Origin of the sequence: Lactiplantibacillus sp. DA1 (assembly GCF_032681335.1) — a bacterium.
In the GTDB taxonomy this organism is placed as follows: domain Bacteria; phylum Bacillota; class Bacilli; order Lactobacillales; family Lactobacillaceae; genus Lactiplantibacillus.
Map to the genome: position 1 here is coordinate 228,642 of NZ_JAWHTQ010000004.1, position 23,558 is coordinate 252,199.

Annotated in this window: 18 protein-coding genes and 1 other annotated feature; of the genes, 13 read left to right on the plus strand and 5 right to left on the minus strand. The window is 44.1% G+C overall.

From position 1 onward, the window contains the following. Positions 1–3 precede the first annotated feature (3 nt). A complete protein-coding gene (locus RXV91_RS08170; RefSeq protein WP_316439473.1) occupies positions 4–978 on the minus strand; it encodes a cation transporter in 975 nt (324 codons plus the stop codon). A gap of 370 nt (positions 979–1,348) precedes the next feature. Here RXV91_RS08170 and gndA point away from each other — a divergent pair, with 370 nt between their 5' ends. From gndA to RXV91_RS08195, 5 genes are all read left to right on the plus strand, one after another. Continuing rightward, the gene (gndA, locus tag RXV91_RS08175; protein ID WP_316439474.1) at positions 1,349–2,785 is read left to right on the plus strand and encodes an NADP-dependent phosphogluconate dehydrogenase; all 1,437 of its coding nucleotides are present in this window, start codon (positions 1,349–1,351) and stop codon (positions 2,783–2,785) included. A gap of 168 nt (positions 2,786–2,953) precedes the next feature. Next, positions 2,954–4,300 carry a replication-associated recombination protein A gene (locus RXV91_RS08180; protein WP_316439475.1) on the plus strand — a complete coding sequence of 449 codons (1,347 nt, stop codon included), beginning with the start codon at positions 2,954–2,956 and terminating at the stop codon, positions 4,298–4,300. Between the two features lie 190 nt (positions 4,301–4,490). Next, a complete protein-coding gene (locus RXV91_RS08185; protein WP_003638551.1) occupies positions 4,491–5,177 on the plus strand; it encodes a response regulator transcription factor in 687 nt (228 codons plus the stop codon). Continuing rightward, positions 5,177–6,820, plus strand: coding sequence for a HAMP domain-containing histidine kinase (locus RXV91_RS08190; RefSeq protein ID WP_316439476.1), 1,644 nt, complete (start codon positions 5,177–5,179; stop codon positions 6,818–6,820). The genes RXV91_RS08185 and RXV91_RS08190 overlap by 1 nt, the downstream gene beginning before the upstream one ends. Positions 6,821–7,664: 844 nt before the next feature. Continuing rightward, positions 7,665–8,633, plus strand: coding sequence for a UbiA family prenyltransferase (locus RXV91_RS08195; RefSeq protein WP_316439477.1), 969 nt, complete (start codon positions 7,665–7,667; stop codon positions 8,631–8,633). Between the two features lie 143 nt (positions 8,634–8,776). Here the strand turns inward: RXV91_RS08195 and RXV91_RS08200 are convergent, their stop codons facing one another. Both RXV91_RS08200 and RXV91_RS08205 read right to left on the minus strand, forming a co-directional pair. Further along, positions 8,777–11,962, minus strand: coding sequence for an SMC family ATPase (locus tag RXV91_RS08200; RefSeq protein ID WP_316439478.1), 3,186 nt, complete (start codon positions 11,960–11,962; stop codon positions 8,777–8,779). 2 nt (positions 11,963–11,964) lie between these two features. Further along, positions 11,965–13,146: an exonuclease SbcCD subunit D gene (locus RXV91_RS08205; RefSeq protein ID WP_316439479.1), complete on the minus strand. Its 1,182-nt coding sequence runs from the start codon at positions 13,144–13,146 to the stop codon at positions 11,965–11,967. Between the two features lie 575 nt (positions 13,147–13,721). On the opposite strand from RXV91_RS08205, the gene RXV91_RS08210 reads away from it, so the two are divergent. Further along, positions 13,722–14,300 carry an SdpI family protein gene (locus RXV91_RS08210; protein ID WP_316439480.1) on the plus strand — a complete coding sequence of 193 codons (579 nt, stop codon included), beginning with the start codon at positions 13,722–13,724 and terminating at the stop codon, positions 14,298–14,300. A 144-nt stretch (positions 14,301–14,444) separates the two neighbouring features. Here RXV91_RS08210 and yidC read toward each other — a convergent pair whose 3' ends face one another. Further along, positions 14,445–15,368 carry a membrane protein insertase YidC gene (yidC, locus tag RXV91_RS08215; RefSeq protein WP_316439481.1) on the minus strand — a complete coding sequence of 308 codons (924 nt, stop codon included), beginning with the start codon at positions 15,366–15,368 and terminating at the stop codon, positions 14,445–14,447. 63 nt (positions 15,369–15,431) lie between these two features. Next, entirely contained in the window at positions 15,432–15,704 is a 273-nt protein-coding gene (locus tag RXV91_RS08220) for an acylphosphatase (RefSeq protein WP_003638559.1), read from the minus strand. A 259-nt stretch (positions 15,705–15,963) separates the two neighbouring features. Between RXV91_RS08220 and RXV91_RS08225 the strand changes: the two genes are divergently transcribed. From RXV91_RS08225 to udk, 7 genes are all read left to right on the plus strand, one after another. Then, positions 15,964–16,731 carry an RNA methyltransferase gene (locus tag RXV91_RS08225; RefSeq protein WP_316439482.1) on the plus strand — a complete coding sequence of 256 codons (768 nt, stop codon included), beginning with the start codon at positions 15,964–15,966 and terminating at the stop codon, positions 16,729–16,731. A gap of 100 nt (positions 16,732–16,831) precedes the next feature. Beyond that, the gene (locus RXV91_RS08230; RefSeq protein WP_021731700.1) at positions 16,832–17,341 is read left to right on the plus strand and encodes an HD domain-containing protein; all 510 of its coding nucleotides are present in this window, start codon (positions 16,832–16,834) and stop codon (positions 17,339–17,341) included. Between the two features lie 22 nt (positions 17,342–17,363). After that, positions 17,364–17,723, plus strand: coding sequence for a helix-turn-helix domain-containing protein (locus RXV91_RS08235; RefSeq protein ID WP_003638562.1), 360 nt, complete (start codon positions 17,364–17,366; stop codon positions 17,721–17,723). A gap of 46 nt (positions 17,724–17,769) precedes the next feature. After that, positions 17,770–17,997: a binding site (T-box leader), on the plus strand. A 55-nt stretch (positions 17,998–18,052) separates the two neighbouring features. Then, complete coding sequence (locus RXV91_RS08240) at positions 18,053–19,099, plus strand: phenylalanine--tRNA ligase subunit alpha (protein WP_316439483.1); 1,047 nt, start codon at positions 18,053–18,055, stop codon at positions 19,097–19,099. An 8-nt stretch (positions 19,100–19,107) separates the two neighbouring features. Continuing rightward, positions 19,108–21,525 (plus strand): phenylalanine--tRNA ligase subunit beta, encoded by a 2,418-nt coding sequence (pheT, locus tag RXV91_RS08245; protein ID WP_316439484.1) that lies wholly within the window; start codon positions 19,108–19,110, stop codon positions 21,523–21,525. Positions 21,526–21,671: 146 nt separating this feature from the next. Continuing rightward, positions 21,672–22,877 (plus strand): endolytic transglycosylase MltG, encoded by a 1,206-nt coding sequence (gene mltG, locus RXV91_RS08250; protein WP_316439485.1) that lies wholly within the window; start codon positions 21,672–21,674, stop codon positions 22,875–22,877. Positions 22,878–22,895: 18 nt separating this feature from the next. After that, positions 22,896–23,525 (plus strand): uridine kinase, encoded by a 630-nt coding sequence (gene udk, locus RXV91_RS08255; protein WP_131509768.1) that lies wholly within the window; start codon positions 22,896–22,898, stop codon positions 23,523–23,525. Positions 23,526–23,558: the final 33 nt, after the last annotated feature.

Consider the following 23,558-nt stretch of genomic DNA (forward strand, 5'->3'; position numbering starts at 1 on the left):
TGGTTAGTTATATTCAACGTTGTTGGTTGTGATCATCACATCGGTTTCCATCACGCCAAACTCTTGCCACATGATTTGATTAATAGTTTGAATGAGATGCGTGATTTCTATGGCAGTCATTTGCGATGGCACGCTGATTGTGACACGTAACATAATCAAATTGCCGTCATAATGGGCTTTGAGGAATATGACTTTACGGACGACACTTAAACTAGCAATTCGGTGTTGGTAACGATTTTCAAGGTAGGGGTCGAAATAGTCAACTAGGTTCAGACTGCTTTCACGGAAAATTTTGGAACCAGTGTTAAGAATGTATAACCCTAAGCCAATGCTGATGACGTTATCAAGCCAGCGGAGATGTAAGCTAACGGTGACTAGGATCGTGAGAATCGTTGTTAGGCTGGTCAGAGCATCGGTAAAAGTATCACGGCTTGCGGCGGTCAGGGCGGCATTGTTGAATTTACGACTCCAGTAATGATTGAAGCCCCATAAAATCAGTAACACAATAAAGGAGAAACTTGCGGCTAGACCAGCTATGGTTCCTGGGCTTTTTAATGGAGTATGGGTGGCAAACATCATAATACCTTTAATAATGATTTCGAGCCCAATAGCTGCCATAATGGTGCCAGCAAGTAAATTGAAAATGGTCTCAAAACGAAAGCGGGATTGCTGAATTCGGGGCCCTAATTGGTACTGCTCTTTGAGAGCGATAGGGGCGCCAAACAGATCGTTATCGTGAGTTCGACTAGCGATAAACAATCCGGTCATGAGTAAGCCAGTCGAAAAAATTCCTGACAGATTATTGAAAGCATCCGCTCGTAAGGCTTGTGAGTGGCCCCAGTGGGCACCTAGGAGCTCAATGATAAATAGGCCTAAGTAAACGGCCACGTTGCCCCAAAGATGGTGACGGGCCGTTTTGAGCGAGATAACCATGGGGTGTTCAATTTGATGCCAGTTAGGTGGTGTATTGTTGGGCATGGTTGGCTCCTCCTTACAGGTCTTGACGCAAATATCATGAACTAGTTGCTAGGCGTAGCGATACTAATGTTTCTTAAAGTATGGCTACAGCGTTGTGGCGGACGAACAAAATAACAGCAAGATCCGCATCATTAAACGACGATAGAAATTAGTAAGCATCATTTTAACGCCAGCGTAGCATGGTTTGTTAAGGATTACCAGATGTCATGATTTGAAAGGAAAGTGGCTTTTTGAATATTACTGTGAAAATTAATTTCTTCCTTAATCGAATGTTATGAAATTAATTTTATTATTTGCGATCATTTACTTTATTAACTGCATTTTTTTTGGTACGATAGTTGCGTAATAAAATTTGGGAGGCAATAAACTAATGAGTAATGAAAAACCACAAATTGGTGTCATTGGGATGGCCGTCATGGGTAAAAACCTGGCGTTGAACATCGAAAGCCGCGGCTACAAGGTTGCGATTTTTAATCGGACCGGTGCTAAAACTGAAAAGGTCGTTAAGGACCATGCTGATAAACAATTAGTACCAAGTTATAAGATTGAAGATTTCGTGGCATCACTTGAAACGCCACGTCGGATTATCATGATGGTTAAGGCTGGAAAACCAACTGATGCCGTGATTGATGAATTATTACCATTATTGGATAAGGGTGATGTCTTAATTGATGGTGGCAACACCAACTTTAATGACACGATGGCCCGTAACGCTCGGTTAGACAAATCCGGTATCAACTTTATCGGCATGGGCGTTTCTGGTGGTGAATTAGGTGCCTTACAAGGACCTTCATTGATGCCTGGTGGTCAAAAGGAAGCTTACGATTTAGTTGCCCCAATCTTAGAAAAGATTTCCGCAAAAGCGCCTCAAGACGGGGCACCTTGTGTCACTTACATCGGCCCTAACGGTGCTGGTCACTATGTTAAGATGGTTCACAATGGGATCGAATATGGTGATGAAGAGTTAATCGATGAATCATACAATATTATGCGTAACGTGGCTGGTTTATCCGTTGATGAAATGGCTGACATTTTCACTGACTGGAACAAGGGCGAATTAAGTAGCTACTTGATTGAAATTACCGCTGACATTTTGTCACGTAAGGATGATTTAGGCGATGATAAGACTAAGCCGATCGTTGACATGATTTTGGATCGTGGGAATAACAAGGGGACTGGTAAGTGGAGTTCCGAAGATGCCTTGAACGTCCAAGTGCCACAATCAGTTATCACGGAAGCAGTCTATGCCCGTTATATCTCGATGATGAAGAACGAACGGGTCGCTGCTTCTAAGCAGTTAGCTGGTCCAACTGCCGATGTTGAATTACCAGCCAAAGAAGAATTGGTTGAAAAGATTCGGCAAGCACTCTACTTCAGTAAAATCATGAGTTATGCTCAAGGCTTTGAACAACTCCGTTTTGCTTCCGAACATTACGGCTGGGACTTGAAGTTTGGTGAACTTGCTCAGATCTGGCGTGCCGGCTGCATTATCCGGGCACAATTCTTACAAAACATCACGGATGCTTTCGATAAGAAACCAGACTTAAATAACTTATTAATGGACGACTACTTCACTGATATCGCCGCTAAGTACCAACAATCAACACGTGAAGTACTTAGTTTAGCCATCCAAGCGGGCGTGCCAGTGCCTTCATTTAGTGCCGCATTGTCATACTACGATTCATATCGGGCCGAAGTTTTACCTGCTAACTTGTTACAAGCACAACGGGATTACTTTGGTGCCCACACGTATGAACGGACTGACCGTGAAGGCTTGTTCCATTACAGTTGGTACGAAGAACAATAAAACAATTTTGAGCTGAATAACTGTGACTGATGACGATGTTCGCCGTTAGTCACAGTTTTTTTGTGCTGAAGTTGGGTTGACCTATGATTAGCGGTGATTTAAGTGGATTAGAACGTACGTTTGCGTTAAGATTAAAAGTAACGAACAAACGCGAAAGTGGGGGTTGCTATGCGACAAGAATCATTATTTAATCCGGATAAGGCTAGTAGTCCGTTGGCGTACCGAGTCCGACCAGTGACGTTAGCTGGCTTTGAAGGTCAAGATCACTTGCTTGGTCCGGGTAAATTATTGCGACAATTAATTGCTGAAGATCAGTTACCGTCCTTGATCTTCTGGGGACCGCCGGGTGTCGGCAAGACGACGCTAGCCGAAATTATTGCGCAACAGACACAATCACACTTTATTACTTTCAGCGCGGTTACTAGTGGTATCAAAGAGATCCGCCAAATCATGGATGAAGCGGAAGCCAACCGTGATTTCGGTGAGAAGACGATTGTGTTTATTGACGAAATTCATCGGTTCAATAAAGCCCAACAGGATGCATTTTTGCCCTACGTTGAACGTGGGAGTATTACCTTGATCGGAGCGACAACGGAAAATCCGTCGTTTGAGATTAACGCAGCGTTACTATCACGATGCAAGGTACTGGTACTAAAGACATTGACGGTCGCTGATTTGGAAGCAGTCTTGCAAGGGGCGTTGCATAATCCGAATGGGTTTCCCAATCTGGAGATTACGTTGCAACCAGATACGTTACGACTAATTGCGGAATTTGCCAATGGCGATGCTCGCATGGCACTCAACACTTTGGAAATGGCGGTCTTAAATGGTGATCGGGATGGTACCCGTGTCACGGTCACCGCAGCGGGACTATCGCAATTGATCAATACAAAGTCGTTGCGTTACGATAAGCATGGCGAGGAGCATTATAATATTATTTCTGCATTACACAAGTCGATGCGCAATAGTGACGTGGATGCGGCGATCTATTGGTTGATGCGAATGCTTGCTGGCGGTGAAGATCCCTTGTATATTGCACGACGTTTGATTCGTTTTGCCAGTGAAGATGTTGGTTTGGCTGATCGGCAGGCCTTGCCATTGACGGTGGCAGTATTTCAAGCCTGTCAACTGATTGGTATGCCTGAATGTGATGTGAATTTGACGGAAGCCGTGACTTATCTAGCACTGGCTCCGAAATCAAATGCACTATATGCAGCCAAATCGGCAGCTCAGTCAGATATCAAAGCAACGGGAAATTTACCGGTACCGTTACAAATTCGTAATGCACCGACAAAATTAATGAAAGATTTAGGTTATGGTTCTGATTACCAATATGCACACGATACGGCTGATAAATTAACTACCATGACAACGATGCCACCAGAGTTAAGTCAGCATCGTTATTATGAACCAACTAGCCAGGGACAGGAGAAAGCCTGGCAACAGCGCTTAGCTACCATTCGACAGTGGCACCACCAACATCCACAATCGAAACCGACCGATGACGAGACTTAAAGATTGCAATTCAATGAGAATTCACTAAAATTAGATTTGGGTGAGGAACAGACACTGGTTGAGGTGTAGGAAATTCAGTGTTTTCATGTTAAAATAACGTGTTGTACTAGCTTAAGGCAGATTAGTGAGAATCAATCACTATTTTGTACGGTTTTTAGATAAGTTGAATATTAGGAGTGACTAAAAGTAAATGAGTCGAATATTAATTATTGAGGATGAAAAAAACCTCGCACGCTTCGTTGAATTAGAGTTAAAACACGAAGGCTATGATATTCAAGTCGAATATAACGGCCGCAAGGGGTTAGACGCAGCGTTAGCTGAAGATTTTGATGCTATCCTATTAGACCTAATGTTACCAGAACTAAATGGTTTGGAAGTATGTCGGCGGGTGCGTGAAGTTAAGAACACGCCAATTATCATGATGACGGCCCGTGACTCTGTGATTGATCGAGTTTCCGGCTTGGATCATGGGGCAGATGATTACATTGTTAAGCCATTTGCTATCGAAGAATTACTGGCACGCTTACGGGCGTTATTGCGGCGGATCGACTTGGAAAGTGAGCAACAGAGTACTAAACAAACGACCGTCACTTATAAAGATTTGACGATTGAAAAGGAAAACTTAGTCGTTAAACGCGGCGACGAAGTCATCAACTTGACGAAGCGTGAATATGAACTGTTATTAACTTTAATGGAGAATATTAACGTAGTCTTAGCACGGGATGTCTTGTTAAACAAGGTTTGGGGTTATGAGTCAGAAGTTGAAACGAATGTCGTTGATGTTTATATTCGTTATTTACGGAATAAGATTGACCGACCAGGTGAAAAGAGTTACATCCAAACTGTTCGTGGGACTGGATACGTGATTCGTTCTTAATGACTAACGTCAATATTAATAAGGTGACGCCCAAACCACGGCGCCGTTGGTCATTAAAATGGAAATGGGCGCTCGGAACCGCAATTGGGTCCGCGCTCATTTTTATTTGTTTTTCATTATTGGTTTATAAGAGCTTCACGAATCTCTTATTGCACCAAGAACAACGGAACGTGGCGAGTGCTGTCACGACGGTTCAACAATCGTTGCGAACAGAGTCTAAGGGTCTGACAATCAAATCAGTTGCCGCTAAGTTGCAACCAGAGGCGAGTGTCGAGCCAGCGACTAGTATGAGTGAACGCAAGCATGGTGTGTTGCAAAGCAAGATTTTTTCAGATTCTGACTTAACGGCTTTATCGCGTACTAATTTGGCCATTACAGTCTATGATCCACATGGAAACACATTATACTTATCACGGAAGGATGCTCATGAGTTTTCTAAGAGTAAAGCCCGACAAGTCGAGGTGGTTGGGCATGGTGGTGATGCTGAATTAGTTGGGCGGGCGCCTATTTATGCGGCTCACAATCATCGATTGATTGGTTATACCCAAGTGACTGACAATTTGGCAGAGTATCATTCGACGACACAAAATTTAATTTGGATTTTCATTGTCATGACGATGATTACCATCTTTGGCGCCACACTTTTAGGTTATTTCTTAGCTGCATTCTTATTACGACCGATGCGGAAAATTAAACAGACAATCAATGCCGTGAATGATGATCCTCAAACTGATTCACGAGTGCCAGATCTTAAGCGCAATGATGAGTTGTCTGATTTAGCGGTTGTATTCAACGATATGTTAGATCAGATGCAACGTTATATTAATCAACAGCAACAATTCGTTGAGGATGTCTCCCATGAATTACGGACCCCGGTGGCCATTATTCAAGGTCACATGGAGTTGTTGAATCGGTGGGGCAAGGATGATCCGCAAGTGTTATCGGAATCATTAGCGGCTAGTTTATCAGAGACTAAGCGGATGCAGAGCCTAGTTCAAGAGATGTTAGACCTATCACGAGCTGAACAATTAGAGATTAACTTCAGCCATGAGACGTCAGATGTTCAGAAATTGGTGACGCAAGCCTTTAACGACTTCAAAATGATTCATCCGGACTTTAATTTTACATTTGACGATGACGTTAAAAAGCCGGTTTATGCTCAGATCTATCGAAATCACCTTGAACAAATTTTGATTATCTTATTGGATAATGCGGTCAAGTATTCGACTCAACGTAAAGAAATCCATTTGTCATTATCCACGGATTATCGCTACATCGAAGTAGCGGTCCAAGACTTTGGTGAAGGAATCTCTAAGGATAATCTCGACCGCGTTTTCAATCGCTTCTATCGTGTTGATAAAGCGCGTAGTCGTGACAAGGGTGGCAATGGATTAGGGTTATCAATCGCCCAACGGTTAGTTGAAGGTTACCATGGCCATATTAGTGTGGAATCGGTAGTGGGCCAAGGTTCAATCTTCCGGTTCCAGTTGCCAATTTTACGTGATTCAAAACTGTTGGTTAAGGCCGAGGCTGAGACCAACGATGTTGAAAAAATTGCTAAGTCGGAATTGCCAGCCGGAATCAAGCCAGCAATTAGTGATCAAGATGAAGCACCATTGGATGATCATGAGCACGACAATTAGTTAATTGAATAATGTGAAAATGCACTTTCAAGTTGAATGACTGACTTGAAAGTGCATTTTATGTAGCTCATTATAATTTATGAAGGCTCAATATAAGGTGTATACATGTTGTACTAGTTAATTCGGTCATGAATCATGATTAAAATAGGCCAGTTCTTAAGTTCAAAAGTAGCCAAGACCCGCTGAAAAAGGTGAAATTTAGTGTCAACTTGCTTAATTAGTGCTTTCTACACCGACTCCAGGCATTCGAAAGATAGATATTGGCGATCCAACGTTAGTTAAACTAATCGTTGTTTTGCATGTGGCAACGGCTGTGAAATTCGGTGATAAGGTTGATAATAACTGCAACCACTCAGTTACTATGTTAATATTAAATGCTTTAAACAGAGCTAATGGACTAAATATCAAGCCGCATTAATCCGTTGGACAGGTAATGCTGCTCATGGTTGCGTGCAGACTTGAGACTGGAGAGGCTTGGGTACCAATGACCAATGACTAATTCTCAAGGGCGAGAGTCTTCTTGTCTGGGCTAGAAAGAAGACTCGTATTCGAAATTGCACAGCGGGCTTCTGCGTGAGTTCAAGCCGATGGCTGCCATTGATACTCAGCCCTGGAAGTCGGACTAGGGCGAACAAGTGCGGACGAACTGTAATCTAACTAACGACTCATTTTAATGGTGGTTAATACTGAATCATAACTAGCGCAATGTGTAAGGGGATAATAAAAAAGACGGTAACGATCAGACACAATCAAATTTCCGTTGCACATTTGACATGCAAGCATTTTCACAAAGCTGCTTTTTTGTTATAGTGAGAAGAGTAGTTAATTTAACCAGGGGGCGAAGTTGTTGACGAACGAACCAGCTTATCGGCCAATGACGTTCAAGATATTCTTGGAATTCATTCGGCTTAATGCCAAGGCGGCCAGTGTTGTGCCGTATTTTATTGGTGTTTTATTTTCAATCTATTATTTTCATGCGTTTAATTGGATTAATTCGTTAATTTACTTAATTGCGCAAGTAGCAATCGCATTGTTTGTGACGGGGTTCAATAATGTGCAAGACTACTACTTAGCTAAGGATTTACATTATCGGGATACTTATAACATTATTGGCCGTGAACACTTGTCACCACGGCGGTCACTAAGTCTGATGTTAGTTATGCTAGCAACCGCGATTGTTTTAGGCTTAGTGCTAGTTGTTCGAACTAACTTATTATTATTATTCATGGGTGCGGCAGCGATTGGCGTGGCCATCTTTTATACCTATGGTCCGGTACCGTTCTCGCGCTTTCCGTTAGGCGAACTATTATCGGGATGCGTTGAAGGTTTTGGTGTCTTTTTTTTGAGCGTTTACATGAACGTGGCGACACCTGTATTGGCTGGTTTTACGTTTGACTGGCCACAGTTTGCAATCGTCGGTAATTTACAGCATATTCTAGTCATGATTTTGGTAGGGTTACCAGGAATCTTTTTGGTGGCAAATATCATGCTGGCTGATAATATTTCAGATCTACAACAAGATATTCGGAATGAGCGTTATACAGTGCCATATTATATCGGGCATCATTGGGCATTACGAGTTTACGATATGCTTGCGCTGTTAGGTTATTTGCCAGTTTTGGTGAGTGTTGTCTTGCAAATATTACCAATTTATCAGCTGGCAGTGCTATTAGTTTTACCCAAAATCTTGAAGAATATTCAAGCCTTTAACGCGGTACAAGTAAAAGAAACCACGTTTAATACGGCACCACAAAATTTAATGATGTTTCAAGGGATGCAATTATTAGGATTGATATTGGGTATTTTCTTTTAAACTGGCCTATTAAAATTGTTCAAAAAACTGCATCCGCCATTCAGCACTAAAGATGAATGGCGGATGCAGTTTTTTAGACCAGTTATTTAACTGAAATTGTTAACAAGACGTGACCAGCATGCCGCTGCACTTGTGTCGGCAAGTTATTTACTGATCAACTGCACGGTACTACGACCATCACCCATCTTCTTAATGAGGACTTGCTGGCCAATCGTTCGTTTCATTGATTCAATGTGGCTGATGACTCCGACCATTCGGTTCTCACCAATTGTTTCGAGAGCTTGCATGGCTTTTTCTAAGGTCTCATCATCGAGTGAGCCGAAGCCTTCGTCAACAAATAATGCGTCGATTTGGACACCGTTAGCAGAAGATTGAACGACTTCGCTAAGTGAAAGTGCAATCGACAGGGCCGCGATGAATGTTTCACCACCGGACAAAGTATTGGACGAACGTGAGTTGCCGGTTTCATTATCATAAACATTGATATCCAGGCCATGGTCGCTACGGTTGTCACTCGCTTCGGCAGCTAGCTCGAACGTGTAGCGGTTGTTGGAAAGCAAGTTGATAAAGTGATCGTTGGCGTAGTTTAAAACGCGCTGCAAGTAGTTTTGGACAACGTAGGTCTCTAATTTGAGCTTGTGATCGTTGCCATCTTTACCAGTCATGATGTTATACAGACTGGTAATTTCGGCGAACCGCTTCGCAAATGTGCCTTGCTGGTGCACGATTTGTTGGACTTTTTCGAGGCAACTTTGCGCGTCGGTTAAGGTTCGTTCCGCCACGGTTTGTGATTGGAGTGCTTGATCCTTATGAGATTGCAGGTCTGTCAGCTGAGCTTGAATGTTGGCAATATTCGGCCGCTCAACGTTTGTTAAGGCGGTTTGCAGTTGCTCGATTTCGGTTGTCAGGCGTTCTTTATCTTGCCGATAGGTGGCGATTTTGACTTGCAAGGCTGTCAGTTGACCATTAGCAAGTTCTTCTAACCAATTTTCAAGTACGGTCTGATCATGGGTCGGTGCTTCTGGATCAGCTAAAGCTCGTGTGATTGCTTGCTCAAGTTGCGTGCGACTGGTTTGCGTAGTCTTCAATCGGTCGTTCAAATCATCGAGTTTGGTTTGATGTTTTGATAAGGTAAGTCGACTATCTTGAACGGCAGCTTGAGCGGCCTCTAGGCGTTGTTGGTAGGTCGCGACTGTCTGATTGAGATGTTCTTTTTCAGTCAGTAGGTCAGTGCTTGTCACCTGGAAATCGGTACCGATGGCAGCTTGAGCCGCGGTCAGATCAGCTTCATTATTGTGCAATAGGGCTCGTTGTTGGCTTAACTGTAACTCGGCTTGTTGGGCCTGTTTTTGTTTGGCTTCCAGTTTGTCAGTAAGTTGCGCAATCACTTGAACTACTTGTTGAGCTGCTTCTAGCTTCTTCGTAATGGCGGCGAGTTGCTCAGTGAAAAAAGCCTTGATTGTGGTTAAATCATAGGGTGATTTGAGTGCTAGCCCATTGGTTTCAATCAACTGTTGATAAGTTAAAGTGAGCTGCGCTTGCGCGGTGGTTACTTGCTGCGTGGCCTGGTTAACTTCTTTTTCAGCCTGTTCAACACGTTGTTGTGTTGCTTCCACTTGCTTGCTGGCTGCCGCCAGCGCGTTTTGAGCGTCGTCAACGGCTTGCATGGATTGTCGTAAGTCAGCTTCATTCACAACGATGGTTGTGACCGGCATCTGCGAATGATCGGTTGACCCACAGACCACGCAGGGCTGGCCGTCAACGAGTTCTTGTTGTAATTGGGCAATCATTAAGCTTTGGCGTTGACCACGTTGTTGTTCAAATTGGACTTGCGCATTGTGCTGATTCTGTTCATCGCGGGTAAGTTGCGCCCGTAAATCAGTCAGTTGCTTGGTGACGCGCTGCTGTTCTTGTTGTGCACTTCGCCATTGACTATCAAGTGGCGTCAAGGTGTCGACGAACTGTTCCCGTTGTTTAATCAGCAAATCTTTAGTGGCGTGTAAGTCATCAATAGATGGCAAGGTCGCTTGTTGGGTGGTGATTTTGGCGGTCAGTTCCTTGATGACGGTCTGGTGCTGTGCAAAAGTCGCCTTTAGATCAGTAACACTCGACTTGAGCTTGGCAAGTTGCGCGGTGAGGCTCTCAACGTGCTGGGTTTGCGGAATCAACGCAGCTAATCGTTCCAAACGTTGTTGGTGTTGATGGATCGTATCACTTTGGTCGTTCAATCGTTGAACCGTAACTTGCGTTTGCTGATAGTCGTTCTGCGCTTGTTGCACGTTACCCATAGCTGCTTGCTGGTCAAGCGTCAATTGCTTTTGGTCACGTGTTTGTTGAGTGAGGGCTTGCATGGTGGCTTGTAGAGGCTGGGCCCAAGTTAACGCGTGCAACTGTTGCATGGCTATGGTAATCGCCGGTGCTTGCTCTTCAACTTTAGTTTGATAATCAGCCTGTGCCTGTGCAAGCCGGTCGAACTGTTGTTGGCGATCGCGTGCTTGCTGGTAGGTCGTTTCGGCCGCTTTAACAGCCTGATTGATTTTGCTGGTTGTTCGCTGTGCTTGGTCAAAAGCTCTTTGACGCGTCGTAACAAATGTTTGTAGTAATGGAATTTTTTGATCATCCGCAACCGCTTGAAGTTGGGACTGTTCCTCATCATTCCAAGTTGCTGAGGCAAGTGCGACTCGCAAATCGGCGACAAACTGATCACCAGTCTTGCTGGCGACTTGATACTCCGCTTTAAGTTCCGCAGTAAAGTCTGAATAAAGTTGCGTTCCAAAAATCTTTTTAAGGATTTTTTCCTTGTCAGTCGTTTTTGACTTTAAGAATTCTGAGAAGTCATTTTGGGGGAGTAAAATGATCTTTTTAAATTGGTCGGCGGTTAAATTTAAAATGGTCGTGATCTCGGGGCCAACGTCGGCTGGCTTGGTTGCAATACTCTCAATCTCAACACCACCAACGTGATCAACGACAGCTAATTTGGCCGTACTATTCTTTTTTGTTAGTCCAGACCCCTTTTTCTTCGTTAAGTATTGTTCAGGGGTGCGGTCAATCTTATAGAGTTGATTGCCTTGTTCAAAGTAGAAGGTGACGCTGGTCGGTTGGTCAGCAGGGGCGAACTGACTGCGCATCTCTTTGGCTGCCCGACCATCCGTCCCATCATTCGTCGTACTGCCAAAGAGGGCAAAAGTCATGGCGTCGAAAATAGTTGATTTACCGGCCCCAGTATCACCACTAATCAGAAAAATCGGGGTACTTTCTAGCTTGCTAAAATCAATAATTGAATGTTCGTGGGGGCCAAAATAGTTCATGGCTAAATAAACGGGTTTCACGGCTAATCCTCTTTTCTTAAGTTGACGAAAATCTGGTCAACGAGTTGTTGTTGTGTCGTTGAGAGCTGGTTACCAGTAATCGCGTGGAAAAATTGCCCAACAATTGTATCAGGACTCAGTTCGTTCATGTTTTTGGGGCCGCTGATGGCGGTGGCTTGGTGGTTCGATTCGTAGTCCAGTTCGACAATGGTACCGTAGATTTTTTCGAGTTGCGCCCGGACGTTCAGATGCTTACTACGGTCGAATTCCTGGACGGTGATCGCAAACCAAGCCTGCTTTAACGGCTGTTGCTGATAAAAGTTGGGATCAAGTAACGTTTCCCAAGGCGCACGCAACGTAACCAAGTCAGTTTGCGGCTGAATTGGCTTGAATTCATGGGTGATCGCAGTGGGTGTGATTGTCACAATTTCAACACCTTTGCCATGGAACTTAGGGTTGGCTTCCTTGACGTTAAATTTGACGGGGCTACCGGCATAACGAATTCGATCTTTGTCGGGTGAGGCTAACCGAGTGTGAATATGGCCCAGCATCACGTAGTCGAAGTCTGCGAATAAATCGGTGGTCAGCGTCGCCAAACCGCCCACTTTGGAAGTTGTTTCACTTGTTAATTCCAAGTCGTCATCCGCTTTGGGTGTGACGGTAAAATGAGTAATCAACAAGTGCCGTTTTTCAGGATCAAAGGTGGCAACGAGGTCACTAACCACGCGTTGCATCGCATCGTGAATGGTGTGAATCGCCTTGACTTGTTTTTCGGGCAAACCTTGTTGCTGATAGTAGACCCGCGCGTCAATGGGGTCAAAAAACGGTAACATAAAGATTTGTGCCGTTGGGGTCTCGATGGGCGTGAAGGCCTCGGCTAGTAACGTATTGATATGAAAATTATTATAGGCTAGCCATTCACGACCGTAGTTGAGACGTTTAGCGCCATCATGGTTGCCAGCAATGGCATAGATTGGTAGGTGATGCTCGATATTAATAGCCTGCAGCATGTGGTCGAGTGAAGTGACCGCATCGGTACTCGGAACGGCCCGGTCGTAGATGTCCCCAGCAATCACGATACCATCAACTTTTTCAGCCAATGCAATCGCGAGGATTTGTTTGAAAGCGGCTTCCTGTTCATCTAACAAAGAATAACCGTTAAGCGTCCGGCCGATGTGCCAATCCGCTGTATGTAGTAACTTCATGGGAGTTCCTCCTTGAGTTTGAATTGTTAATTTCCATTATCGCATATTTACATAAAATTTCAGGTCTCGAAGTGTCATCTGCCCAAAGTAGATTAATTTTGACGAAATACGTTTGATTTAGTTTGAAATGTTGGTGAACAAACCTGAAAGTGGGCAAGTTCCACCCCTTATTATGCAATTCAGCTATAATTGCGCTTAACTAGTTGAGCAATTATTGGTTAAAACATACTGGTGAGTGATTGGTTGGGCGTCATATTCCGATATATGGGGCCGAGAAGCCGCCCGAATAGCGGATGAATGATCACATTACGGGCTTATGAAGAATAACGATTAATCTATTAAAAGTCTGGTGACTCCATGTCGACCATTCGAACACCATCTTGACTGAAAGCCGGCTTGAAACGTGCAAATTCAGCAAGTCTAAGTTGATTGGAACTTTTCAGCAATTTTTGCTGATTGTTCTTGTTCTAAGGAATTATGTGTTTTAATCACATTTAATGTAGGACTCGGTATTGGAATAATTAGTGTGCTAAAATGTTATTTGGTTAGCAGTTTAAAAAATGGAGGGCTTAATCATGATTCCAAAAAGATGGCAACAGACGCTTGGAGTTAAATTGATCGTCGTGATGAATTTTATCAATTTGGTTATCTTGGCAGTGAGCAAACTAGCCAGTGGTGAACCCGTGTGGCAGGTTCGTAACGCACCGTTGGCCGTGGTTGGTGTGTTGTTTGTATTTGGAATTAGTTTGATTTTGTTCTGTAATCAGTATCCCAACCGGCGCAAGGGGGTGTATCTCGGTGCTGATATTAACTTGACCGTTTTGCTTTATTTGTTACTCATTGATCTCAATCGGATTTCCACGATTGACTTCGCGCTGATTGCGATGATAATCTCGATTGTCGCATTACCAATGGCGTATGTCCCCCGTAATCGCTTGGTTGGAATCAGGATTCCATGGACCTATTTGTCAGAAGAAAACTGGCATCGGACTAACGTACTGGCGGGGAGATTATTTGGAATTTCAGGGCCACTGTTAGTGGCAATGGGGAACGTGTCGACAAAGACATTTCTCAATGTCTTTGTTACGATCATCGTTTTGATTGTAATTCTGACCGTGGGTTATTCCTATCGATTAAGTAAGAAATTAATCTGATAAGCATGTCAGAATTAATCGACTGCGTGGTGATGTTCAGGAAATCAGTTAAGAGGACGGTTGCGTGTTGTTTCTTTGAAAAACATAAAGCGCCGCCATGAGAATTCTCATAGCGGCGCTTTAGTATTGACTAAACCGCGGTCGTTATTTACGGTGCCGTTGTTGTTTCCCGGCGTTCCGGCCACGACCCACATTGTTTTGCGGACGTGGGCGACTAGGATTAGCTTCAGTCGCACTGACTGATTTTGGTTGTGTCGGTGTTGGTGTCTTGATGGGATGCTTTTTGAGCTCAGCTTCAACTTCGCGCCGAATACGTGGCCGGAAGAAGTTGATGATCAGAGTTTGTAAGCAAGCAAATAACCCACCAACGAAGAAGTAAAGGCCTAAGCCAGCTGGAGCGGACATGGAAACAAATAAAATCATGACCGGACTCATAATGAGCATGAGGCGCATTGTCTTCTTCTGTTCTTCAGGTAAACCAATCATGGATAAGTAACCCTGAGCCAAGTAGGACAGGAACGCCAAGATGGCTAGAATTAGACTAGATTTCCCAAGTGAGATACCCATGAAGGTCGCCTTGGATAACTCAGGTGAATATCGAATGGCGTAATACAAGGCTGAAAAGATTGGCAGTTGGATTAGAAGTGGCAAACAACCGATACCACCAGTCATGCTGATACCGTTGTCGCGGTAGAGTTGCATGAGTTCGTTACTGATCGCTGCTTTTTCTTCTTGCGAAGTCGCGGCCTTTTGCCGGGCCTGAATTTTTTCCATCTGTGGCCGAACGGCGGACATCTTTTCTTGTTGGTAAGTCGATTTACGTTGTTGGTTGATCATCATTGGCAGTAAAACTAACCGTACAATGACCGTCAAACCAATAATAGCCCAGCCATAGTTGTTGCCGAATAGCTGCGACAACCATTCCATGACGTTTTGACCTGGTCTTGCTAAGTATTCGTAAACAAACCCGTATGGTTTACCAGCTTTGGTCGTTTGCACACAACCACTTAGAAACAGTGCTAACGTTCCTAAGGTGACGGTGAGCGTAAGGCCTTTTTTTGATTTCACTAGTTAATAATCCCCTTTGTTAAAGTCATATAATGATGATGATACTAAAAATGTCGGGGGAATTCAATTGGTTATCCGAAAATCATGATAGTTTTGTGGTTCGACTTCATGTACTTCCAGGTGTTTGACCTTACCAAAGTCAGTCGGCGACTGCCGAACGACGTCGATAAAAACTTGCACTCGTTGGTCTTCACCCTCAGCCTCAATGAAAACTGAACCATCCATCAGATTGCGGACGATCCCATTTACGCCACATTTATCAGCGGCAACTTTGGTGGCCCAACGGAAACCCACCCCTTGGACGCGACCGGTTGCTTTTAACGTTACTGCACGCATAGTGTCACTTCCTTACTTAACTTGTTCGGCTAGTCAAACAAGTGACTAGCGCCTTGATTGTGCGTGTTGACAATCGTATTGAGTCAATACCATCAGTATTAGTTATATAATAGCATGGAAATGTTCAATCGGCGATATGCTATACTTGGAATAAACGATGTGCTCTGACATGGATTCGGATAAAAGAATGTGCGCCATGGGGACCGGATTGATATGTTCAGCTCATGGCCCAACTGATTAAGATTAAAGGAAGCTTACAATGGAAAAAATTAATTCATTACAAAATGTGCACGTCAAGGCGTGGAAAAAACTACAAACTAAGAAAGGCCGTAAACAACAGGGCCAATACTTACTGGACGGCTGGCACTTAGTCAATGAGGCCGTTAAAGCACACGTGGCGATTCAAACCTTGCTCATCACTGAAAAACAGCTGGCGACTAAACCGGATTTGACCCATTTTCCAGCCGTCATCGAAATCTCTGATGAAGTTGCCAAACACATCAGTGCGACGGTGACGCCGCAGGGGGTATTTGCGTTAGCGACTCTGCCCGCTGCAATTGAAGATCTATCACAATTAGATTTAACGCGGCCTTGGTTACTGCTCGATAACGTCCAAGATCCCGGAAACATCGGGACGATGGTGCGGACTGCGGATGCTGCGGGTTTTGCTGGCGTGGCCTTTGGTACTGGGACCGTGGATATTCACCAGCCAAAAGTTGAACGAGCCATGCAGGGGAGTCAGTTTCATTTACAACTAATCAGTACTGATCTCAATCAACTTGTTAATCAATTGCAAGCTCAGGGGGCACCAGTCTACGGTTCAGAATTGAATCCACAGGCGGCCCAATATTTAGATGTTGATGCGCCAGCTAGTTTTGGCTTGATTATGGGGAACGAAGGTAATGGGATGAGCCAGGAATTGTTGGCACGGACAGACCAAAACCTATACATCCCCATCAAGGGGCAGGCAGAATCGTTAAACGTAGCCGTGGCTGCCGGTATTTTGATGTTCGGTTTATATCGCTAACTTACAATTAGTAAGAAAATGCTAAAATCCAGGTAAAATACTTTCAAAACAGCTAGCTTTTTAGTAGAATAGCCGTAGATATTAGCAAAGGGAGCTTTAGATGAAAACTAATAATGTGTGGCAACAAGATTCTGAATACGTGGCGATCGTCGAAGACTTATTAGCACAGCCGGCTGTTCAACGGCTTGCTGAATTTACGCAACACCATCATTCGAATCGATTAGATCATTCGATTGCGGTTTCATATGATAGTTATGTTTTAGCGAAGAAATGGCATCTTAATACGACGGCAGTGGCGCGTGGTGGATTATTGCATGATTTGTTTTATTATGACTGGCGTGAAACCAAGTTTGATCTCGGCTCACACGCATTTATCCATCCACGGGTCGCGTTGCGCAATGCTGAAAAGCTGACGAAATTAACGCCAATGGAAAAAGATATCATTTTGAAGCATATGTTTGGTGCAACCTTGGCTGTACCAAAATATCGGGAAAGTTTGCTCGTCTCTTTAGTTGATGATTATGAAGCAGAACATGAATTTTTTGGACCATTGCGTATAAAAGTGGCCAAACAACTAGATCGGTTCCGAGGCAAGGTCTCCGCCGGTTAATTCAATAATTGGGGGTCATTGCATGTCAGAAATGCTAGCTGATACAGTTACAGAGTCCAATGTGGATTTTGAACTGTGTCCAAAATTCGAAAAAACATTTTCCATTCTAGGTAAAAAGTGGAACGGGTTAATTATTGACGTTTTATTGGAGGACGGTCCGCAACGCTTTAAGAATCTGGCTCGCCGAATTCCTAAGTGTAGTGACCGGGTGCTTGTGGTCCGACTTAAAGAATTAGAAGAAAATGGGATCGTCAGCCGGGTCACACATTGTGATTCAGCTTTGATTGAATACCGGTTAACGACTAAGGGCCAAGATTTACGACAAGTGATGGATACGGTCCATAATTGGTCCGATAAGTGGTTTAGCCCGGCCGAATCCTAATACGGGGTTGACGTGCAAGGAACTTTGCCATAAACTGACAATGTAGATAAAAGCCTTGACGAGAAATAGTAGTTGACTGCGGGGTCGTAGGGACGGGTGTCACCGATTGAAAGCACCCTGACAACCAAAGTTGACGAATTCACTCTCCGAGCTGAAATTGGGCGTTTGTGAAAACAAATAATTTTCCGGTATCCCGACCGTTATGACGGGTAGTGAGTGTGCATAGTGATTACTGTGCAAACAAGGGTGGTACCGCGATGACCTCGTCCCTTTTTTTGGGGATGGGGTCTTTTTTTGTCCACAACGCAACTAAAAATGGGAGGCAGCACATGAGTTTACAAGATCGATTAACTGAATTACGTGATCAGGGCTTGGCCGATATTAAGTCAGCTGACGTCTTAAAAAAAGTCAATCAAGTAAAAGTTGATTTACTTGGTAAAAAAGGGCCAATTACCGAGGTTTTACGTGGGATGCGTGACTTGAGTCCTGAAGAGCGCCCTAAGGTAGGGGCCTATGCCAACGAGGTTCGTGACCGAATTCAGGCCGCAATTGATGAACGCCGAGAAGAATTAGAACAAGAAGCGATTAATGAACAATTAGCTGCTGAAAAGTTGGACGTGACATTGCCTGGCCGAGAAGTTCCTCAAGGACAACCGCACGTGATTACGCAGATTATTACCCAGTTAGAAGATTTATTTATGGGGATGGGCTATCAAATCGTTGATGGTGATGAGGTTGAAGAAGACTATTACAACTTTGAACGTCTGAACTTACCGAAGGATCATCCTGCCCGTGATATGCAAGATACGTTCTACATTACCAAAGACGTATTATTACGTACACAAACGTCTGCGGACCAACCGCGGTCATTGGAAAATCATGACTTCTCGAAGGGACCGTTGAAGGTCTTGTCACCTGGCCGCGTTTATCGGCGCGATACCGATGATGCGACCCATTCACATCAATTCCATCAAATTGAAGGATTGGTCGTCGATAAGCATATTACAATGGCCGATTTAAAGGGGACCTTGATCCTCGTTGCTAAGACGTTGTTTGGCGATCAATTCGATGTCCGGTTACGGCCAAGCTTCTTCCCATTCACGGAACCATCCGTTGAAGCTGACGTGACGTGCTTCAACTGCAATGGCAAGGGTTGTGCGATCTGTAAGCAAACTGGTTGGATCGAAGTGTTGGGTGCCGGCATGGTTCATCCCCACGTGTTAGAGATGTCTGGCATTGATCCAGAAGAATATGGTGGTTTTGCCTTCGGGTTAGGACCAGACCGCTTTGCAATGTTGAAATACGGTGTTGACGATATCCGCAACTTCTACTTAAATGACGTGCGGTTCTTGTCACAGTTCTATAAGAAAGGTTAGGCGTCCACATGAGAATTTCTACGACATGGTTACGCGATTATTTGAAGCTGGACATTCCGGCCGATGAATTAGCAGAAAAGATTGAACGGACGGCCGTTGAAGTTGACGGTGTTATTCGTCCCAGTGAGGGATTAAAAAAAGTAGTGGTGGGACACGTCTTAACGTGTGAACCCCATCCAGATTCTGATCATCTCCACGTGTGCCAAGTGGACGTTGGTGAGGCTGAGCCTTTACAGATTGTCTGTGGAGCGCCTAACGTTGCGGCTGGTGAAAAAGTGATCGTGGCATTACCCAATTCATGGATTGGCGGTCATACGAAGATCAAGAAGAGTAAGATGCGTGGCGTACCGTCAAACGGTATGTTGTGTGCGTTAGATGAACTTGGCTTTGACGAAAAATTAGTGCCAAAGGAAGTTGCGGATGGTATTTTCATTCTTCCTGACGATGCCACACCTGGCGACCCGGTCTTTTCATACTTAGGGATGGATGATGAAATTATTGACATGTCCGTTACCCCCAACCGTGGTGACATGCTCAGTATGAACGGGACGGCACATGAGCTGGCTGCCATTTACGATCAGCAACCAACGATGCCAAAAGTTGATTTGCATGAAGATGCTACGACGTTGGCTGCGGATGATCTACATGTGGCTGTCGCTGCCGATGAACATGATGTCCCAATGTACAAAATGCGTCTAATTAAAAACGTTACGATTAAACCAAGTCCGTTATGGCTCCAAATTCGAATTTGGAATGCCGGCATGCGACCAATCAATAACGTCGTTGACGCCACGAATTACATTCTGATGCAATATGGCCAACCGTTGCATGCTTTTGATTTTGATCAATTGAATGACGGTCAAATTAACGTCCGGTTGGCGAAAGCTGGCGAGCATTTAACGACGCTAGATGGTGAGGATCGTGAATTGTTAGCGAGTGACTTGTTGATTTGTAGTGGCGATCAACCAATTTGTTTGGCTGGGACCATGGGTGGCTTAGCGACCGAAGTCACTGATCAGACGACGACCATTGCGTTGGAAGGTGCGGTTTTTGATGCTGTTAAGATTCGTAAAACGGCCCATAATCATGACTTACACAGCGAAGCCTCAATGCGCTACGAACGGGGCATTGACCACGGCATAACCGCAACGGCCTTAGACGCTGCTGCAGCCATGATTGCAGAACTTGGTGATGGTCAGGTGGCTAGTGGGATGGTCAGCGGTCGTGATGAGGATGTGCAACCAACTACCGTAACGATTGACTTAGCACGGATCAACCATGTCTTAGGAACTGAGTTGTCATTGGACACGGTCAGTGATATTTTCAAACGATTGGGCTTTCCAACGGTCGTTGCTGATGAAACGTTCACGGTCACGGTGCCATCACGACGTTGGGATATCCATATTCCAGCCGATCTAATTGAAGAAATTGCCCGCTTGTATGGTTATGATAACTTACCAGCGACCCTACCAACGGGCCAACCAACGATCGGTAAGCTTAATGAGACCCAACAGGTGATTCGTGATTCACGAAAGTTGATGGAAAGTGCTGGTCTGACCCAAGCAATCAGTTACTCATTAACGACTGAAGCTAAAGCGAAGGCCTTTGCATTACATGCTAGTGACGTTACTAAGTTGGACTTTCCAATGAGTTCGGAACGGACAACGTTACGGTTGAGCTTAGTTTCTGGTTTGTTAGATGACTTAGCATACAATAACGCTCGTAAAGAACATAATGTCGCCTTATACGAAGAAGGACGGGTCTTTTACAGTCAGCCTGAACAAGTTCGGCCCAAAGAAATTGAGCACATCGCTGGGGCCATTACTGGTTCAATGGTACAAAAGAGCTGGGGGGTTGCTGAACAACCCGTCGATTTCTTCCAAATCAAGGGAATTGTCGCGGGTTACTTGAAGAGTTTAGCTTTACAAGATGCGGTCAGCTACGTTGCGACGACTGACCATCCAGAAATGCATCCTGGTCGGACCGCTGACATTTATGTTGGTGACCAATTGGTTGGCTTTGTTGGTGAAGTTCATCCAACGACGGCTAAAGCTTATAAGATTCGAGAGACCTACGTCTTTGAATTAGATTTGACCACATTGATTGCATTGCCAAAAGCCCGGCAGCAATATCAACCAATTTCGAAATTCCCAAGTATTACTCGGGATGTGGCGATGTTGATTGATGATGATGTGACGAATGCAACCGTAGTCGCCTTGATTAACAGGAAGGGTGGCGCCCATTTACGACAAGTTCAACTCTTTGATGTTTATAATGGTAGTCACGTACCAGCTGGCAAAAAATCGCTAGCTTATACGTTAACGTATCAAGACCAAAATGCAACGTTAGTCGATGATGATGTCACAACTGCTTTTGAAAAAGTACTGACAGCCTTGACGGACGAATTAGGTGCCGAAATCCGTTAGTTTGTTGATAGTCTGGATGAACGCCGAATGATTTTAGGTCATTCGGCGTTTATCGTGTGCCTAAGATACTAAAAAACCATAAAACTAATGGTGAACTAGTGCAAACTAGGCAACAGTTTTGTATAATTGATAAGATTAATCAATAAATGGAGGGGCGAGTCTTGAATAACAACCAGGATAACCAAGATCAAAAGAATCAAAACGATTCACAAGATCAAGGGGTAAATGAACCTAATCGTTCTGAACAAAAACAGCGGAAGTCATTTTCGAAGCACGTCATTGGTGGCGTTGTTGGTATTTTAATCGCACTTTTAGTCGTGATTGGGGTATTGGGTTACCGGTATTTTGATAATGCAACCCAGCCGTACGACAGTAGTGATAATCAGGTCGTCCAAGTTGACATTCCGTATGGTGCCAATGGCAAGAAAATCGCGGATATTTTGCAACGTGAAAAAGTGATTAAGAGTGGCTTCGTGTTTGAATATTGGACCAAGGCGCACAACTTATCGAATTTCCACGCAGGCTATTATCAGTTAAAGCCATCAATGTCGTTGGCTCAAATCGCGAAGGCTTTGAATAAGGGTGGTTCATCTGAACCCGTTCAGAGTTCAAGTGGTAAGGTTTTGATTGTTGAGGGTAGTCAGATCAAGACGATTGCCAAGACGGTGCAAAAACAAACTGATTTTACGTCAGCGGAATTTTTAGCCTTGATGAAAGATCAAACGTTCATTAAATCATTGGCCAAGAAGTACCCGCAACTATTGAATTCGGCAATGAGTGCTAAACAAGTTCGGTATCGCTTAGAAGGCTATCTATTCCCGGCAACCTATGTCGTTGGGAAAAAGACAACGTTGAAGCAGTTAGTGACACAGATGGTTTCTAAGACCAATGATGAACTAAAGCCATACTATGCCCAAATTAAAAAGTCGAAGATGTCCGTCCAAGAAGTGATGACATTGGCCTCCCTTGTTGAACGTGAAGGCAGTACGACTAAGGATCGACGTTTGATTGCCGGCGTCTTTTTAAACCGGTTAGATGCTAAGTGGCGCTTAGATTCTGATATTTCAGTGTTCTATGCGATCAACTCGAACAAGTCAACGTTAACTAATAAAGATTTGCAGACTGATTCACCATATAACCTACGATTGAACTTAGGATATGGCCCTGGACCGTTCAACAGTCCTAGCTTAACGTCGATTAAGGCCGTTTTAGATCCTGCCCAACGTAGTAAGGATTACATGTACTTCGTGGCAGATTTGAAGACTGGTGACGTCTACTATGCAAAAGACGCTGCGGGACACGCGGCCAATATTAAAAAGGTTTCAAAGCACAATGAAGCCGCTGAAAAATAAGAATGAGGCGTAACTTAAATGACTGAAAACAAACATCGCCGACCAGTAGTCATTGGGGTAACTGGTGGTTCCGGTAGTGGTAAAACTACGGTTAGCAATGCCATTTACAATCAATTATCTGGCCAATCGTTGTTGATCTTGCAACAAGATTCTTACTATAACGATCAAAGCGAAATGACAATGGCTGAACGACATGCTGTTAATTATGATCATCCGTTGGCATTTGATACGGAATTAATGATTAAACAAATCAAACAATTGCTAGATTATCAACCGATTGAAAAACCAGTCTATGACTATGAGCAGTATACTCGTAGTCAAGAGACGATTCATCAAGAGCCACGTGATGTGATTATCGTTGAAGGTGTTTTGATCCTTGATGACCAGCGGTTGCGCGACTTGATGGATATTAAGGTGTTCGTTGATACCGATGATGATATTCGCATTATTCGGCGTATTCAGCGTGATATTAAAGAACGTGGTCGGACGTTAGATTCTGTGATTGGGCAGTATCTAGCGACGGTCAAACCAATGTATCATCAGTTCGTGGAACCAACTAAGCGTTATGCAGATTTAATTGTGCCAGAAGGCGGCGAAAATGAAGTTGCCATCGATTTATTGACAACTAAAGTTCGCTCAATTTTATAAAAATAACGGCTTAACCAGCGCTATTTTGGATTT

Coding starts and splice junctions, on each gene's coding strand:
- RXV91_RS08170 (WP_316439473.1), bottom strand. CDS start 978: ATGCCCAACAATACACCACCTAACTGGCATCAAATTGAACACCCCATG.
- gndA (WP_316439474.1), top strand. CDS start 1,349: ATGAGTAATGAAAAACCACAAATTGGTGTCATTGGGATGGCCGTCATG.
- RXV91_RS08180 (WP_316439475.1), top strand. CDS start 2,954: ATGCGACAAGAATCATTATTTAATCCGGATAAGGCTAGTAGTCCGTTG.
- RXV91_RS08185 (WP_003638551.1), top strand. CDS start 4,491: ATGAGTCGAATATTAATTATTGAGGATGAAAAAAACCTCGCACGCTTC.
- RXV91_RS08190 (WP_316439476.1), top strand. CDS start 5,177: ATGACTAACGTCAATATTAATAAGGTGACGCCCAAACCACGGCGCCGT.
- RXV91_RS08205 (WP_316439479.1), bottom strand. CDS start 13,146: ATGAAGTTACTACATACAGCGGATTGGCACATCGGCCGGACGCTTAAC.
- RXV91_RS08210 (WP_316439480.1), top strand. CDS start 13,722: ATGATTCCAAAAAGATGGCAACAGACGCTTGGAGTTAAATTGATCGTC.
- RXV91_RS08220 (WP_003638559.1), bottom strand. CDS start 15,704: ATGCGTGCAGTAACGTTAAAAGCAACCGGTCGCGTCCAAGGGGTGGGT.
- RXV91_RS08225 (WP_316439482.1), top strand. CDS start 15,964: ATGGAAAAAATTAATTCATTACAAAATGTGCACGTCAAGGCGTGGAAA.
- RXV91_RS08230 (WP_021731700.1), top strand. CDS start 16,832: ATGAAAACTAATAATGTGTGGCAACAAGATTCTGAATACGTGGCGATC.
- RXV91_RS08235 (WP_003638562.1), top strand. CDS start 17,364: ATGTCAGAAATGCTAGCTGATACAGTTACAGAGTCCAATGTGGATTTT.
- RXV91_RS08240 (WP_316439483.1), top strand. CDS start 18,053: ATGAGTTTACAAGATCGATTAACTGAATTACGTGATCAGGGCTTGGCC.
- pheT (WP_316439484.1), top strand. CDS start 19,108: ATGAGAATTTCTACGACATGGTTACGCGATTATTTGAAGCTGGACATT.
- mltG (WP_316439485.1), top strand. CDS start 21,672: ATGGAGGGGCGAGTCTTGAATAACAACCAGGATAACCAAGATCAAAAG.
- udk (WP_131509768.1), top strand. CDS start 22,896: ATGACTGAAAACAAACATCGCCGACCAGTAGTCATTGGGGTAACTGGT.